This window comes from Alphaproteobacteria bacterium endosymbiont of Tiliacea citrago (assembly GCF_964031065.1).
Classification (GTDB): domain Bacteria; phylum Pseudomonadota; class Alphaproteobacteria; order CAJXXZ01; family DAHXLG01.
This window is the reverse complement of the sequence record NZ_OZ034995.1, coordinates 248,775-264,739: the sequence shown is the minus strand read 5'-3', so window position 1 is coordinate 264,739 and position 15,965 is coordinate 248,775. Positions and strand designations below refer to the sequence as shown.

At 29.2% G+C, this 15,965-nt stretch carries 11 protein-coding genes; 3 read left to right on the top strand and 8 right to left on the bottom strand.

Translation table 11 applies throughout. The features are described from left to right. Positions 1-31 precede the first annotated feature (31 nt). Positions 32-367, bottom strand: coding sequence for a ribonuclease P protein component (locus tag AAHM83_RS01405; RefSeq protein ID WP_342261714.1), 336 nt, complete (start codon positions 365-367; stop codon positions 32-34). Beyond that, the gene (locus AAHM83_RS01400) at positions 367-945 is read right to left on the bottom strand and encodes a recombination mediator RecR (protein ID WP_342261713.1); all 579 of its coding nucleotides are present in this window, start codon (positions 943-945) and stop codon (positions 367-369) included. Before AAHM83_RS01400 ends, AAHM83_RS01405 begins: the two co-directional genes overlap by 1 nt. An 89-nt stretch (positions 946-1,034) precedes the next feature. Between AAHM83_RS01400 and leuS the strand changes: the two genes are divergently transcribed. Continuing rightward, complete coding sequence (gene leuS / locus AAHM83_RS01395) at positions 1,035-3,677, top strand: leucine--tRNA ligase (RefSeq protein ID WP_342262232.1); 2,643 nt, start codon at positions 1,035-1,037, stop codon at positions 3,675-3,677. Between the two features lie 44 nt (positions 3,678-3,721). On the opposite strand, the gene AAHM83_RS01390 is transcribed toward leuS, so the two are convergent. Beyond that, positions 3,722-4,075 carry a TraR/DksA C4-type zinc finger protein gene (locus AAHM83_RS01390; protein WP_342262231.1) on the bottom strand — a complete coding sequence of 118 codons (354 nt, stop codon included), beginning with the start codon at positions 4,073-4,075 and terminating at the stop codon, positions 3,722-3,724. Between the two features lie 88 nt (positions 4,076-4,163). Here AAHM83_RS01390 and AAHM83_RS01385 point away from each other — a divergent pair, with 88 nt between their 5' ends. Next, complete coding sequence (locus AAHM83_RS01385; RefSeq protein ID WP_342262230.1) at positions 4,164-5,081, top strand: P-loop NTPase; 918 nt, start codon at positions 4,164-4,166, stop codon at positions 5,079-5,081. A 75-nt stretch (positions 5,082-5,156) separates the two neighbouring features. On the opposite strand, the gene AAHM83_RS01380 is transcribed toward AAHM83_RS01385, so the two are convergent. From AAHM83_RS01380 to AAHM83_RS01365, 4 genes are all read right to left on the bottom strand, one after another. Further along, positions 5,157-5,684, bottom strand: a complete 528-nt coding sequence (locus tag AAHM83_RS01380; protein WP_342262229.1) for a hypothetical protein — start codon at positions 5,682-5,684, stop codon at positions 5,157-5,159. Next, positions 5,681-6,037 carry a hypothetical protein gene (locus tag AAHM83_RS01375; protein WP_342262228.1) on the bottom strand — a complete coding sequence of 119 codons (357 nt, stop codon included), beginning with the start codon at positions 6,035-6,037 and terminating at the stop codon, positions 5,681-5,683. Before AAHM83_RS01375 ends, AAHM83_RS01380 begins: the two co-directional genes overlap by 4 nt. A gap of 81 nt (positions 6,038-6,118) precedes the next feature. Then, positions 6,119-6,412 carry a hypothetical protein gene (locus AAHM83_RS01370; RefSeq protein WP_342262227.1) on the bottom strand — a complete coding sequence of 98 codons (294 nt, stop codon included), beginning with the start codon at positions 6,410-6,412 and terminating at the stop codon, positions 6,119-6,121. Between the two features lies 1 nt (position 6,413). Beyond that, on the bottom strand, positions 6,414-7,055 hold the full coding sequence (locus AAHM83_RS01365) for a superoxide dismutase (protein WP_342262226.1): 642 nt from the start codon (positions 7,053-7,055) through the stop codon (positions 6,414-6,416). A 235-nt stretch (positions 7,056-7,290) separates the two neighbouring features. Here AAHM83_RS01365 and AAHM83_RS01360 point away from each other — a divergent pair, with 235 nt between their 5' ends. Next, on the top strand, positions 7,291-7,683 hold the full coding sequence (locus tag AAHM83_RS01360; RefSeq protein ID WP_342262225.1) for a nucleoside deaminase: 393 nt from the start codon (positions 7,291-7,293) through the stop codon (positions 7,681-7,683). 32 nt (positions 7,684-7,715) lie between these two features. On the opposite strand, the gene rpoC is transcribed toward AAHM83_RS01360, so the two are convergent. Continuing rightward, complete coding sequence (gene rpoC, locus AAHM83_RS01355) at positions 7,716-15,965, bottom strand: DNA-directed RNA polymerase subunit beta' (RefSeq protein ID WP_342262224.1); 8,250 nt, start codon at positions 15,963-15,965, stop codon at positions 7,716-7,718.

Genomic DNA, 15,965 nt, shown 5'->3' with positions numbered 1-15,965 from the left:
AAAGGTTATCATTTTATGTGATAATTTGGAATTAATGTTTTATTTTTTTTTCAATTTGATTAAAAACAAAATCAAACTCTTCAACCAATTGCTGAAAGTTCGTTAATAAAAATTCTTTTTTCAGAATTATCATAATATGAATTGCATTATTTAATTGTTTTTTGCTTAAAATAGCCCTAATTTGTCTTTTTATTCTGTTTCTCGTTGGAGAATTGCCAATTTTTTTTTTAATAATAAAAATAGCTTTATTTTCCTTTTGTTTTAAATATTTACAATGAAAAGACTTACTTTTTATAAAAAACCCCTTGCAATTTAAAGTTTTTTTTTCTTCTTTTTGAGCAAGAGATTGAAAAAAACCAAATTTCATCATAATTCCTTTCTAGATTCTAAAGCTATTGTTATTGTGCCTGAATCTAAATAATCTAAATCAGAACCAATGGGAATTCCCAAAGAAAGACTTGTTACTGTTACGTTGTGAAATTCTTTTAAAATCGATTTTATATAATGAATAGTAGCTTGTCCTTCTATTGTCGGGTTTAAAGCTAAAATAAATTCTTGATGATCATCTGTTATTCTTTTTTTTAATTCATTTTCAATATATTGATTTTCTTCAAGAATATTAGATGATTCTAAAACATGAAACACCCCCTCATATACGCCTATATTCTCTATTGCCCATAAATTAGATATATCTGAAACCACACAGATTTGATTTTTATCTCTTAAAGAATCTTCGCAAATTTCACAGTGTTGAAAAAAACTCAAATTATTACAAATTTTGCAAGATTTAACGTTTTCATTAATTAAAGTTAATTGTTGAATAAAAGAAGTTGTTATTTTTTTTTCTTTTGCTAAAGTAATAGCGATTCTTCTAGCGCTTTTAGGACCAATACTTGGTAGCAAACTAAGAAGCTTTACTATTGGCTGAAAAGAAAAATTTTTCATAATACAGTTTCAATTATATAAAAAAATAGAAAAAATAAACATTATTTCATCATTGCATAGTTTTAGTTAGAAAGTAATATTAATATATCATGTCTTACAATGAGAATTTTAAAAAAATTGAAACTATATCAAAAAAACTTTGGGATAAACTTGATGTTTATAGTGCAAAAATCGATAAAAAAAAAGAAAAAATGGTTGTTTTAGACTTTTTCCCTTACCCAAGTGGTGTTGGTCTTCACGTTGGCCATACTCTTGGATATATAGCTACAGATATTTTTTCTAGATTTTATAGATTAAAAGGAAAAAATGTTTTACACGCGATGGGATACGATGCTTTTGGTTTGCCCGCAGAACAGTTTGCAATAGAAAACAAACAACACCCTAGTATTATTACTTATAAAAATATAGATAACATAAAAGCTCAGTTAAAAACCTTAGGTTTAAGCCTAGATGAAAATAGAACTTTTAACACAACAGATGCTGATTATTATAAGTGGACTCAATATATTTTTTTAAAACTATATAACTCATATTTTGATGAAAACTTAAATCAAGTAAAACCAATTCAAAATTTGATTGAAAAACTTAAAAGACAAGGCAAAAACGAAGATGAAATATATGAGTTAATAAAAGATTCAAGGCTCGCTTATTTAGACGAAGTTGAAGTAAATTGGTGCCCCAAGCTTGGAACCGTTTTATCAAATGAAGAAGTTATTGGTGGATTAAGCGAAAGAGGTTCTCACCCAGTTATCAAAAAACCTTTAAAACAATGGATGTTTAGAATAACAAAATTAGCAGAAAGATTAGTTGAAAACTTAGATGAATTAGATTGGCCTGTTAGTGTAAAAGAAATGCAAAAAAATTGGATAAGTCTTTCTTACGGCCACGAAGTAACATTTGAATGCAGCAATGGAAAAACAATAAAAGCCTATACAACAAGATTAGATACATTAGGTGGAGTAACCTATTGTGCTATTTCAAAAAAACACCCAGATATAAAATATTTTTACGATGGAAAACTTCCAGAAGGAGATGAGTTTCCTGGAATTTTAACAAATATTTTAGTTAAACACCCAATAAAAAATGAAACAATCCCGTTATATATAGCAGATTACGTACTTTCATATGGAACAAGTGCCGTTATGGGGGTTCCAGCTCATGATGAACGTGATATTAACTTTGCACAAGAAAATAATTTGAAAATTATAGCTGTAGTTCAACCAAACGATCAATATTTATCTAAAAACAATATAAATTATATACAATACCTCAAAAATCCAAATCAATATCCTGCTTTTTGTGAAAAAAACAAAATGATAAATGGAAACACCACAGAAGAAGAAATTAATTTTTTAGAAACAAATATGTTTATCAAAAAAAACAAGTATATGAAACTAAGAGATTGGGTATTTAGTAGACAAAGATATTGGGGAGAACCATTTCCTATCGTGTTAGATGAAGCAGGAAACCCTTATGCAATAGATGAATCACAGCTTCCAGTTGAATTACCTTACACAGATAAAATAAAAACAGAATCAGAAAGTGATGAAGTTTTCAAACCTTTAGATGATTGTAAAGAATGGAAAAATATAAAATTTATAAAACTTGATAACTACACAGCTAAAATTATAAAAGAAGATGCCGAAGCAAATGGATCAAAAATTCACAAAGGAACAAGAGAAACAAACACAATGCCAAATTGGGCAGGATCTTGTTGGTATTATTTAAGATATATGGATAATAAAAACAAAGATGCTTTTATTGGAGAAGATGCAAAAAATTACTGGGAAACACCGAAAAAAATTGGTTCCGTAGATTTATATTTAGGAGGCGCAGAACACGCAGTGCTCCATTTATTATATGCTAGATTTTGGCATATTTGTTTGCACGATTTAGGAATACTGAACTCAAAAGAACCATTTCAACGTTTGTTTAATCAAGGAATGATTTTAGGTCCAGCATATTCAAACGAAAATGGAACCTATTTTAGTTATAATGATGTAAAAAAAATTGGAAACGAATATTTTTCAAAAAGCACAGAAGAAAAGCTAACAGAAACAATTGGTAAAATTGGAAAAAGATACAAAAATGGAGTAACACCTGAAGAAATTTGTAATCAATATAGCATAGATGGATTAAGACTATTCATGATGTATTTAGGGCCACTTGATCAATCTAAACCATGGGATTATTCAGCAATAAAAGGAATGGTAAGGCTTTTAGATAAAGTTTATGCACTAAAATTTGATAACAAAATTAAAGATACTGAAAAAACTAAATATGATTTTAATAATACGCTAAACAAAATTGAAGAAGACATAATAAATTTACGTTTTAACACAGCAATTTCAGCTTACATAATATTTATTAACTCATTAAATGATGTTATAAGTGCAAATTTATATAAAAAAATAATAATAATTATTTCAGCGTTTGCACCTCACTTAGCTGAATTTTTATACCAACAAAACATAAAAGAAAAACCATCTATTATTTTAGAAAATTGGCCAAAATCTTTTGAAAAAGTGAATTATACAGCAGAAAAAATTAATTTAGTTTTAAGTTTAAATGGAAAAAAAATAGATGTGATTGAAGTTTTAAATTCAGTTTCAAAAGAAAATATTAACTTATTAGTTGAGCAATACTGCAAAGAACATAAAATAAACTTTCAAAAAATTGTTATACCAGATAAAAGAAATTTTTGGTGCGCAAACATAGTTAAAAAAGTGTAAAAATCATATATACAAATAGCACGAGATTGCCTAAGTTAAATAATTTAATAATTTTCTCTAACGCTTTGAGCCTCCAAAGAAAATCTAGCTATTGGATTAGCATCTAACCTTTTAAAATTAATTTCTTCGCCCGTTTCTTCACAAATTCCAAAAGTGTTTTCTTCAATCTTTTTTAAAGCATACTTTATTTCATTTAAAATTTTATTATAATAATTTTTTCTTTTTTCTTGAAAATCAATTATGTTTCTTTTATCAATAACATCTCCTTCATCTGCATCTTCTAAATTTAAAAGTTCGTTTTTTAACTCTAATTCTAACTCCTCTTGCATTTCAGTTTCAATATTTAACTTCCAACTTTCTAGTTTTTTCCGAAAGTAATACATTTGCTTTTTTGTCATGTTTTTTCCTGTAGAGTTATTATGCTTTCAAAAGATTGACAAAACGTAAACTTTTAAAAAATGTTTTATTGATATAGAATAAAACAATATGAATAATGATAGTTTTAATTTAGGGTCGCTACTCTCTCGAGTTTCTGAATTTAATATTCAGAACATAGAACTAAAAGAAAATAAAACATTATTATTAACAATAAATGTAATACCGGGTTTAGATCTAGAAAAAGCCGAGCAAAATATAAAAGAAAGATTTCAAGAATATGAAGTAAAAATTGTTTTTTGCGTTCAACAAATGCAAACAGAAAAGTTTAAAAAAATTATAGGAATTTCATCGGGAAAAGGCGGAGTAGGAAAAAGTATGACAGCCTTAAATTTGGCCTTTACATTAAGAGATCTTGGAAATAAAGTAGGCCTAATAGACGCAGATGCTTATAGCCCATCAATAGCAGGTCTATTAAACTTAAAAGAAGTTCCAAAATCATCAGATGGAGTAAACATAAACCCAATAAAAACGCATGGAATAGAAGTTTTATCTATGGGACTTTTCTTAAAAGAAGGAGAAAGCCAGGTTTGGCACGAAGGAACAATAGGAGCTGTTACTTCTCAATTTTTAGTGCAATCAAACTGGAACTGTGAATATTTAATATTAGACTTTGCAGGAGGTATGAACGAAGCCTATCAAGCTTGTTTAAAAACCTGTCCAAATGTTGAATTAATAATGATAAGCCAACCAAACAAAATGATTTACCGCGATGTAATTAGAATGTTTGCACTAGTAAAAGCAATGGGATTAAAAGTATTAGGATTTGTAGAAAACATGACAAATGATTATTACCCAGATGAAAAACTAAAAGAATTTGATATAAATATAAATCATATTAAAAGAATAGCAAAAATACCATTTTTAAAATCATATGAAAAATTCATTGAAAATGGATATCCAGAGGATTATAAAATGGAAGATGAGGAATCTATGCACTTTAAAACTTTAATTAGGCAAATAATATAAGAAAATTGCATATAGAGAATAAATTTTGAACTCACTATAAAAAAACAAAGTATTAAGAAAAAACATATATAATAATCAAAACATATTAATTGGATATAAAATATTAATATCCTTTGATGCTATATGCTGATATTTATGCATTAAAGAGACAGAAAAAGAATACTCAATATTATTTGTTTTATCTAAAGGAACCAAATCAGGTTTGTTAGAAATCCATTTATTATTTGATAAACAAAAATCATCTTCAAAAATAATTTCTTCTGTTGAATTTTTTTTTATCCATTTTTTAGTACCTGTAAAAAAAAAGATATCAGTATCAGGGTACTCTAATAACAAAATATCCCAAATTGAAATGCCTAATACTTGTATATTTTTATACAAAGCTATACCTTGCGCAAAAGAAGACCCAATTCTTAACCCGGTTAAAGACCCAGGCCCTTTATTAATAATAATCTTGTCGATATTGTTTTTAGTAAGTTCATTTATTGAATCAATCATTTCACAGGAAGCATCTTTACCGTTTTTTTCAACAAAAATTTCCCCATTAAAATAACCAATATTAAAATTTTTAGTAGAATGAGTATCAATATATAATATATTCATTTTCTAATCATTAAAAAAACAAATCCAGTCAATAAAGCTAATGCTGTAACCATAATAATAATATTTTTCAAAACTTCATTTGATGAATTAAAAGAATCTGTGTTGTTTAATGTTATGTTTTGCACAGGAATATTTATAGGTGGTTTTTCCTTTGTAATAAGGCTATTGTCAAAATCAGAAGTTAATGAATCATTAGTTTCTTCTTCATTTATTATTTTTTTTGGAGAATAATAAGACTTTTGTTCTAGAAAATTACAATGATTACATTTAAATTTATCGAAAGATTCTAATATTTCCTCTGGAATTTCATAGCTTTCATAGCATTTGGGACAAACTAGCTGAATACAACTCATATTGGAATTATATAAAAAACAAAATTTAAAAGCAATTTTTTTTTGTTTGTTTAAAATAAATTTAAATTGATTTTTAACTCTTTAAATGGAAAAAATCTTAACTTTTGTAATAGAGTTTGATATCAAAATATTAATTATTTTCAAAATTTCTTTTTCTTTATATTGCAAAACCATAGGATTATCCTTTGTTTTAAAAAAAACGGTCTGATTTTTAATTGAATAAGGAATAGCCTCTTTTGCCCAATCTGGAGCTATATCTTTCCATGAAGCTTTTAAAAAAATAATTGGATTACTAAATTTTTTTGTTAAATTTTTCACTGTTTTATAAATTGAATCATGAAAAAAAGTCTCTTTATAAGTTTTATTGGTCCACATATTATATCAAATTTTCCGTGTTTTCTGTTTTTTTAACATGCTTTTGAAAATTTTTATCTGCAAAGTTCCAATCAAAATATTCAAAAATTGTTTCAACAAATTTCTTTCTTTCATTAAAATAATCGATATAATAAGCATGTTCCCAAATATCACATGCTAACAAAGGTATTACCCCTTCTAAATATATCGGATTTTCCGCATTTTCTGTTTTATATAATTCTAATTCTTCCGTTGACTCATTGTAAATCAACCATACCCATCCACTGCCAAAAACACTTAAACAAATTAATTCAAATTGTTCTTTAAACAATTCAAATGACTCAAACGATGAATTCATTTTTTCCAACAAAACATTAGAAAGAGTTGTTTTTTCCGGCGTTATAGAATTCCAAAAAAAATCATGATTATAATGCTGTGCTGCATTGTTAAATAGTTTTTTATAGAATGGTTCCTTTTTCTTTGAATAAGATAATTTTATTAGTTCCTCCAATGTTTTGTCTTGTAACCCTGGATTTTTCGTGATTAAATCATTTAAATTATTTACGTATGTTGCATGATGTTTTCCATGATGATAATCAAATGATTTTTGTGAAAGATTTGCGAAAGCTGTCTTTTCATATTTTAAATTTGTAATTTTAAACATATTTTTATAGTATTTTTTATTTCAAATTTCTTCAATATTTTTGTTAAAAACAGCTTAAAAAATGATTAAAAAGGCTTAAAAAACGCTTAAAAAATACTAAAAAACGAATGTTTTTAAAGAGATTTTAAGCATAATTGTTAAATTTTTATTTATTCACAGATTAGTCCTATATTTTTTAGATATAGAGTTTTTTATCTATAGAGAAAAAATTTTAATATATGTATATAATTTAAAAATGTTCAAATTTATGGATTTAGCTATTCAAGAAGCTATAAACGCTTTTAATAAAAACAATGTTCCTGTTGGTGCTGTTATTGTTAAAAATAATAATATTATTTCTTCTGCTCATAATCAAGATTTTTGGCATGCCGAAATTTTATGTATTCAAAAAGCTCAACTTATTTTGGGTAAATTTTTGAATGATTGCTCTCTTTTTGTTACTTTAGAGCCTTGTCCCATGTGCTTATATGCTTGTAGCTTAGCTCATATTAATTCTATTGTTTGCGGTGCATCTAGAACTGATTATAGAAAAGATGAAAAAACAAAAAAAATTGAATTAATTAAAAATATTAAACAAGAACAGTGTTCTGCTTTGTTAAAAAACTATTTTAATTTAAAAAGACTTTGAATTTTTTTATTAAAGATATAAATCTCGGATACTTACTCTATAAACAAATCTGACGAAGAATCAGAATTTGATTCTTCAAACGAACTTACGTTCTCTGTTAATCCTTCTTTTTCTTCTTCAAAGCTTTCTGAATTTTTTAAGTTTTCTTCGAACTCTCTTTGCCACTGTTTTACCACAACTCCAGTTCCTGCTGGAATCAAATTTCCTGTTATCAAGGCTTCTTTCATTCCATGCATATAGTCTATTGAATTTGTTGATAAACAAGCTCCAATTAAGGCTTTATGTGGTTCTTGGAATGATGCTGCTTTTAAGAAAGAAATATCCATAGAGGATGCTTTTGTTATTCCTTGCAATATATATCTTACTTCTGGCACCTTATCTTCATCCATCGAACTATGTTTAATCAGTTGTTTATAATCTAATATATCTATTATCTCTCCGTTTACATATGTTGAATTTTTTGACTCTATTACTTCTAATTTTCTTAACATATATCGAATAATACATTCTACGTGTTTATTATCAACGACCATTCCTTGTGAATTGAAAATATCTTTTATACTTTTTAAAAGATATAGAACCAAAGCTTCTACCCCTAATATTCTTAAAATATCGTGAGATGATACGCTTCCTTCGCTTATTAAATCTCCTCTTTTTATTTGATCTCCTGATTGAACCACAATGTTTATATCTTTTGATATCATATATTCTTTACTATCTGATCCATCTTGAGATGTTACTGTGACATATCTCTTAAACTTATTATCTTTGTTAAAAACTACTGTTCCATCTATTTCGCTCATTACAGCTTGAATTTTTGGTAAACGTGCTTCAAAAATTTCAACTAATTTTGGTAAACCAGCTGTAATATCTGATGATCTTGCTGACATTTTTTGTTTTTTTACAACTAAATCACCGATCTCTACATGTGCTCCGTTTTCTACCATTATCACATCGTCTAGTTCTAGTTTATAACTTATTGGTAATCCATCTTCTGTTAATACATAGTCTCCATTTTCATCTTTTATTAAAATTGCTGGATTTATACTATTTTTCTTTTTTATTAATTTCTTATAATCGGTTACTATTCTTGATGATAACCCGGATGTTTCGTCTATGAATTTTTTCAAGGAAATTCCTTCAATTAAATCTCTATATTCTACATATCCTTTTGCTATTGCTAATCTTGGAATTATTGTGTTATCCCATTCGCAAATTATGTTACCTTGTTTTACTTGTTGGCCTTCTTCAAAAAACATTCTTGATCCATATGGCATTCTGTGTTTTGATCTTTGTCTTCCTTGTTCATCTAAAATTAAAACTTCTGCTCCTCGGCTTATTAATACCATTGTTCCGTTGTCTCTTTTGTGAATTTTGGCATTTATATATTTTATTTTTCCTTCAATGATAGCTAATACAGAAGATTCTTCGTTTGATCCAACCGATCCTCCGCCTCCGTGGAATGTTCTCATCATTAATTGAGCTCCTGGCTCTCCTATTGATTGGGCTGCTATTACTCCTACTGGCTCTCCTATACTTACTTGTTTTGCTTTTGATAGATCTAGACCATAACAAGTTGCACAAATACCAAAATGACATGAACACATAATTGGAGATCTTACTTTTATGCTTAATATCATATTTTTAGATAATGTTTCTAAGTCTTCTTTTGTTAACATATGATATCTATGAAATAAAATTTTTGCATCTGATTCTGGATCTACTATGTCTTCTGCTATTATTCTTCCTTCTGCTCCTGAATAATCGAAGAAACCTCCTTTGTTTGCTGGCTCAAAAGTTATATATTTATTTGATATATTTTCTTCTGTATCGTTTATATCGCAGCTTTTTTCTGTGATAATACAATCTTGCGCCACTTCAACTAATTTTCTTGTAAAATACCCTGCATCAGCTGTTTTTAACGCTGTATCTGTTAGACCTTTTCTTGTTCCGTGAGTTGCTGTGAAGTAACTTAGTGCATCTAAACCATCTTTGTAACTTTTATCTATTGCATTTTCAACCCATTCTCCGCTTGGTTTTATAACAAAACCTCTCATTGACATGATTTGCTTCATCTGTGCTGTTGAGGCTCTAGCTTTTGAGTGATACATCATATATATAGGATTTGGATCTTTACCTGGTTCTTTTTTCGATAAGATTCTATCCATTTCTTTTTCTAAATATGTATCACACTTTAACCATGCTTCAGCTATTTTGTTCTTTTTTTCACCCTTTGTTATTAATCCTTCTTTAAATTGTCTATCAAATTCTAATACTTTTGTTTTTGTATCTTTTACAAGCTTTTCTTTTTCTTTCAATGAAATTAAATCTTCTATTCCCAATGAAACACATGAGTTTGTTGCATATTTGAATCCTAACGTCATTAATGTATCTGCAAATGATACTACGTCTGATCTTTTACATGTATTATAAATTTTTTCAAATAGTTTTGAGCCATCTCTTCCTATAAATAATTTATTTACTTCTTTAAAAGGAATTTTATGCCCTTCTGGAAGGCTATTGTAAAGAATTACTCTTCCACCTGTTGTTTCTGTTTTTGTTGATCCTTCTATTGGACAATCTATAATTACTTCAATTTTTTGATTGAAATAAATTTTTTGCTCTTCTATAGCTTTTTCAACTTCGTTTTGGTTTAAAACAATTCCTTCTTTTCCTAATCCTTCGACTAAGTTTGTTAAATAATAAAGACCTAATACCATATCTTTTTTAGGTTCCATAATTAACTGACCATTCGCAGGGCTTAGAAGGTTGTTTGATGGCATCATTAAAATTCTTGCCTCTATCTGTGCTTCAACTGAAAGTGGTACGTGCACTGACATTTGGTCTCCATCAAAATCTGCATTAAATGCTGCACATACTAATGGATGTAGTTGAATTGCATTTGAATCTATTAACACGCATTCGAACGCTTGAATTCCTAATCTATGAAGTGTTGGCGGTCTGTTTAAAAGAATTGGATACTGATATGTCACTTCTTTTAAGATTTCCCAAACTTCTGGTCTTCTTTCTTCTACTATTTTTTTTGCTGATCTTAATGTGACGGCATATCCATATTGCTCTAATCTTGCATAAATTAATGGTTTAAATAATTCTACGGCCATTTTTTTAGGCAATCCGCATTGATGTAGTTTTAAGTTTGGACCAACAACAATAACAGATCGACCTGAAAAATCGACTCTTTTTCCTAATAGGTTTTGTCTAAATCTTCCTTGTTTTCCTTTTAATAGATCTCCAATTGATTGTAATGGTCTTCCGTTTGAAGTTAAGAATGGTTGGTCTACTCTGCTATTATCAATAACAGCATTAACTGCAGCTGCAATCATTCTTTTTTCGTTTCTTTTTACTATTTCTGGAAATCCTTCTAATGATCTTAATCGATTGTTTCTGTTTATAATTCTTCTATATAAATCGTTTGAATCTGGAGTTGCAAATCTTCCGCCATCTAATGCTACTAATGGTCTTAAGTCTGCTGGAAGTACTGGAAGAGTTTTTATTATCATCCATTCTGGCCTTGTTTTGTTTTCTATAAACCCGTTAACCATTCTTAGTTTTTTTATTAATTTTTTCTTTAGTAAATCATTTGGTTTTGAATTTAATTGCTCAACAATTTGCATTCTCATTTCGTCTAAATTTATAGCTTTTAATAATGCCTCTATTGCTTCGGCTCCCATATCTGCTACAAAAGATGTTGATCCGTATTCTTGTTTTGCTTTATCAAACTCTTCTTCTGTTAATAACTGTTTTTCTTCTAATGGTGTTATTCCAGCTGAAATAATTATATAAGATTCATATCTTAGAACTTTATCTAAATCTTTACTTGTTAAATCTAGCATTAAGCCAATACTACTTGGAAGAATTTTTGTAAACCAAATATGAGCAACTGGGCAAGCTAATTCTATGTGCCCCATTCTTTCTCTTCGCACTCTTGAAACGGTTACTTCAACGTTACATTTTTCACAAACAATTCCCCTATATTTCATTTTACTATATCTTCCACAAGCGCATCGATAGTCTTTTTCTGGTCCAAAAATTACAGGACAATGCAAACCACCAATTTCTGCTTTTTGTGTTCTATAGTTTAAAGTCTCTGCTTTTTTAACCTCTCCATAGGAATACGATTTGATTTGTTCTGGGCTCATTAATGATATTTTTAACGCATCAAATTCAGAGCCAGCTCCTGATTTTATCCAAGCTTCTTTTCCTTCAACAAATTGCCTTATTAAACAGTCTGTGTTTAACATTACAGCCCTTAATTCTTGCCTTAAGACCTTAAAACTTTCTGGAGAGTTATTTTCCATACTCACCTCTTGGCCTTTTATCATAGATTCATATGCAGACACTCTTCCTAAGTGGTCGTCTGATTTTATTGTCATTGACTCTTTTGTTAAATAAGCTGCTCCATATGCTTGAAGAGCCCAAATTTCCATTTCTCCAAGTCTTTGGCCTCCCATTTTTGCTCTTCCTCCAGGAGGTTGTTGTGTGATTAAACTATATCCACCAGTGCTTCTTGCATGAATCTTATCTGCAACCATGTGGTTTAATTTCATTAAATACATATATCCAACAGTTATTGGAGATGCATATAATTCACCGGTTTCTCCATCTCTTAGCTTTATTTTAGCTGTTGATGGAATATTCCAATCTGAAAGCAGTTTTTTTATATCCTCTAGCTTTGCACCATCAAAAGACGGAACCGCAAATGGTAATCCGTTAGCGATTTTAAGCGCTATTGCCAACATTTGGTCTTCTGTCATAGAGTCTATTTCATTGTTTGGATAGGCTTTTTTTAATAACTCTTTTAAGTCATCATAGTTCTTGTTTAATGTATAAATTGAATAAAGCAAATTTGAAACTTGTTTACCAATTTCTTTTGATACCCAGCCTAGTGCAATTTCAAAAACCTGACCAATATTCATACGAGCTGCAACACCCAATGAGTTTAAAATAACATCAACAGGCTCTCCGTTTTCATCAAAAGGCATGTCTTCAATTGGCAAAACTTTTGAAACAACACCTTTGTTTCCATGTCTACCCGCTAATTTATCACCAGCTTCTATTATTCTATTAGTTGCTATAAATATTTTAATTTGTGTTATGACTCCAGCTGGAAGCTCTGTTGGAAGAGAAATTTTTTTAGCAAGATTTTCAAAACGATCAACAATTCCTTTTTTTACAGACTTAAATTCAGAATAAATTAAATCTATTTTTTTCTGTTTATCTTCATTTTCAATTCTTATACCTTTGCATGTTTCAAAAGATAACTGATTTAAATTTTCTTCTGTTAATGTTTCTTGAGCATTTACATGATCATTTCCTTGAACAACTAATTCATCTTTTAACAGATTTAAAATTTCTTTTTCATATCGGCTTAAAATAATTTTCAACTCTAAATCTCTGTTTTTTTTAAGTTTATTCAACTCAATTCTTTCAATTAACAAGGATCTTTCGTCTTTATTTGATTCTTTTTTGTTGAAAATTTTAACATCTATAACTGTACCAGCACATCCTGGAGGAACTCTTAATGAAGCATCTGAATAATTTGTGTTTCTATTTCCAAACATAGCCTTTAGTAATTTTTCTTCAGGAGTTGAAATTGTTTCTATTTTAGGAATAACTCTTCCTACCAAAACTTCACCTTCCTTTACTTTTGCCCCCACTGTTACTATTCCTGCCTCATCAAGGTTTTTTACAAACTCATCTGAAACACCTGGAATTGATCGAATAATCGATTCTCCATCTTTAATTTGAACAACAACTTCTTCAATTCTGACAGATGTTAAAGTGTTGTTTAATAATCTTTCAGAGATTACGATAGCATCTTCAAAGGTATTACCCTTAAAAGACATAAAGGCTACTCTTAAGTTTTGACCTAGTGCCACTTCTCCATGGTCTATACTCGATCCATCCGCTAAAACTTGACCGGACTCTATTTTATCGCCCACTTTTACAATTACTCTATGATTTATACATGAATATGAGTTAGACCTTTCATATTTTTTCAAAAAATATGTGTCTATTTTGTTAGGGTTTTCTATGTGTTGAACGAAAATTTTTGAACTATCAACATAAACAACCTTTCCTGGTTCTTTAGCTAAAACGCACATCATAGAATCAACACCTATTCTGGACTCTAATCCCGTTCCTACTAATGGAGCAACCGCTTTTTTCACAGGCACAGCCTGTCTTTGCATGTTTGAACCCATGAGAGCTCTGTGAGGATCATCGTTTTCTATAAATGGAATTAAAGATGAAGCAACAGAAAGAATTTGTCCTGATGCTACGTCAATATAATCTATTTCACTTGGGGTTAAAGATACATAGTCATCCTCTCCCTGTCTGCAAACAACCTTTTCGTTTAAAATTTTTCCATCTTTATCAGTGTTAACTGTAAATGGAGCAATGTTATAATGCTCCTCTTCTTGAGCGTCTAAATAAACAATTTCATTTTGAACAACACCATCTATAACTTTTTTATAAGGAGATTGCAAAAAACCATATTCATTCACCTTTGCATACATGCTTAAATAGCTTATTAAACCAATATTTTGACCTTCAGGACTTTCTACCGGACACAATCTTCCATAGTAGCTTTCTCCAACGTCTCTCATACTATCGGCCGCTCTTGAAGCAACAACTCCACCTCTTCCCATAGCAGTAATACGACGACAATGAGCTAAACGAGCCAAAGGGTTTAAGTTATCCATAATTTGAGAAAGCTGAGAAGTTCCAAAAAACTCTTTTAAAGAAGATGCCAAAACTTTTGATTGAAATATTGCACATAAATCCACGCTATCTTCTATTTCTGTGCCATTTAAACGATCTTTTAACGCTTTCGCAACCTTATAAAGAGCCCCTCTGCATTGGTTTGAAACTAACTCTCCAACACTTCTAATTCTCCTACAAGAAAGATGATCAATGTTATCTGGCTGCTCTTTTCCATCTCTCATACCCAATAAAATTTTCACGATACAAAAAACATCATCCGACGTTAAAATTTTTGATTTTTTTGAAGAATCGTTTTTATAATAATTTCTGAGCCTATGATTTAATTTAAACCTACCAACCATAGAAAAATCATATCGATCTGGATCACAAAAAGTTGAGTAAAACAAATATCTTGCCCCCTCTAATGAAGCGACTTCACCTGGCCTTAATGTTTTATAAAAACTTAACAAAGCTTCATCTATTGAGTTGTTTTTATCTAAAATCACCGTGTCTCTTATTACACTATTAAACCTAGAGTGATCTATGTTTAATAAAACAATTTTTTTTAAATCAGTTAATGAAGATAGTAATGAATCATCTATTTCATATCCTAAGCCGTAAGTATAATCTTCAATTTTAATTTCGTTTGCTAAATACATTCCAAGCAGAGATTCATGCGCAATACAGTAGCCACCTAATTCTTCTATTTCTTTTTGTTTCTTTGTAGTAACTGTTTTACCAGCTTGAAGTATTATTTCTCCACTATTTGGGTCATGCAAATTATAAGATGGTCTAAAATTTTTTAACCATTTTTCAGAATATTTAACATACCAACCGTGTTTATGTTTTGCATAAACAGTAGAATCATAAAAAGAGTTTATTATTTCTTGTTTAGAATACCCCTCTTCTTTTTCCTTAAGCCCAACTAACATTAAGAAGGTTGAAAGACTTATTTTTCTTTTTTTATCAATTTTTGCCCAACCAAGACCCTTATAGTCTATTTCAAAATCCAGCCAAGCACCTCTATGTGGAATAATATTAGCTAAATAAATTTTTTTTATACCTTGAGATTTAAATTCTTCTATACTAAAAAAAGCACCGGAAGATTTGTGCAATTGAGAAACAACTATTCTATTGATTCCCCTAATAACAAAGCCTCCGTTTGAACACATCAAAGGCATATCACACAAAAAAATGGACTGCTCCTTTATTTCAGAAATAACCCCTTCTGAAGCCTTTCCTGCATATCTTATTAACCTAAGATTTACTTTCACGGCTGCTGAGTAAGTTTTTCCTCTAGCAACACACTCATATTCTCCATACTCTGGCTCATCAATATCATAAGAAAGAAATTCTATATGATTTTTTGCATTGGGATCTTTTAAAGTTAAAACTTCTTTTAAAACGTTTTGCAATCCTTTGTTTTCTCTGTTTTTAGGACTAACGTTTTTTTGAAGAAAATCTGAATAAGACTCCATTTGTAAACTTATGAGATTGGAACTAGGTATAAGATTTCCATCTTTACCAAAAGATCTTCGAATAGGAAAACGATTCAT

Bases quoted from the DNA above. Each gene is read 5' to 3' on its own strand.
- AAHM83_RS01380 (WP_342262229.1), bottom strand. From the start codon at position 5,684: ATGAATATATTATATATTGATACTCATTCTACTAAAAATTTTAATATT.
- AAHM83_RS01385 (WP_342262230.1), top strand. From the start codon at position 4,164: ATGAATAATGATAGTTTTAATTTAGGGTCGCTACTCTCTCGAGTTTCT.
- AAHM83_RS01360 (WP_342262225.1), top strand. From the start codon at position 7,291: ATGTTCAAATTTATGGATTTAGCTATTCAAGAAGCTATAAACGCTTTT.
- AAHM83_RS01365 (WP_342262226.1), bottom strand. From the start codon at position 7,055: ATGTTTAAAATTACAAATTTAAAATATGAAAAGACAGCTTTCGCAAAT.
- rpoC (WP_342262224.1), bottom strand. From the start codon at position 15,965: ATGAATCGTTTTCCTATTCGAAGATCTTTTGGTAAAGATGGAAATCTT.
- leuS (WP_342262232.1), top strand. From the start codon at position 1,035: ATGTCTTACAATGAGAATTTTAAAAAAATTGAAACTATATCAAAAAAA.
- AAHM83_RS01375 (WP_342262228.1), bottom strand. From the start codon at position 6,037: ATGAGTTGTATTCAGCTAGTTTGTCCCAAATGCTATGAAAGCTATGAA.
- AAHM83_RS01400 (WP_342261713.1), bottom strand. From the start codon at position 945: ATGAAAAATTTTTCTTTTCAGCCAATAGTAAAGCTTCTTAGTTTGCTA.
- AAHM83_RS01390 (WP_342262231.1), bottom strand. From the start codon at position 4,075: ATGACAAAAAAGCAAATGTATTACTTTCGGAAAAAACTAGAAAGTTGG.
- AAHM83_RS01370 (WP_342262227.1), bottom strand. From the start codon at position 6,412: ATGTGGACCAATAAAACTTATAAAGAGACTTTTTTTCATGATTCAATT.
- AAHM83_RS01405 (WP_342261714.1), bottom strand. From the start codon at position 367: ATGAAATTTGGTTTTTTTCAATCTCTTGCTCAAAAAGAAGAAAAAAAA.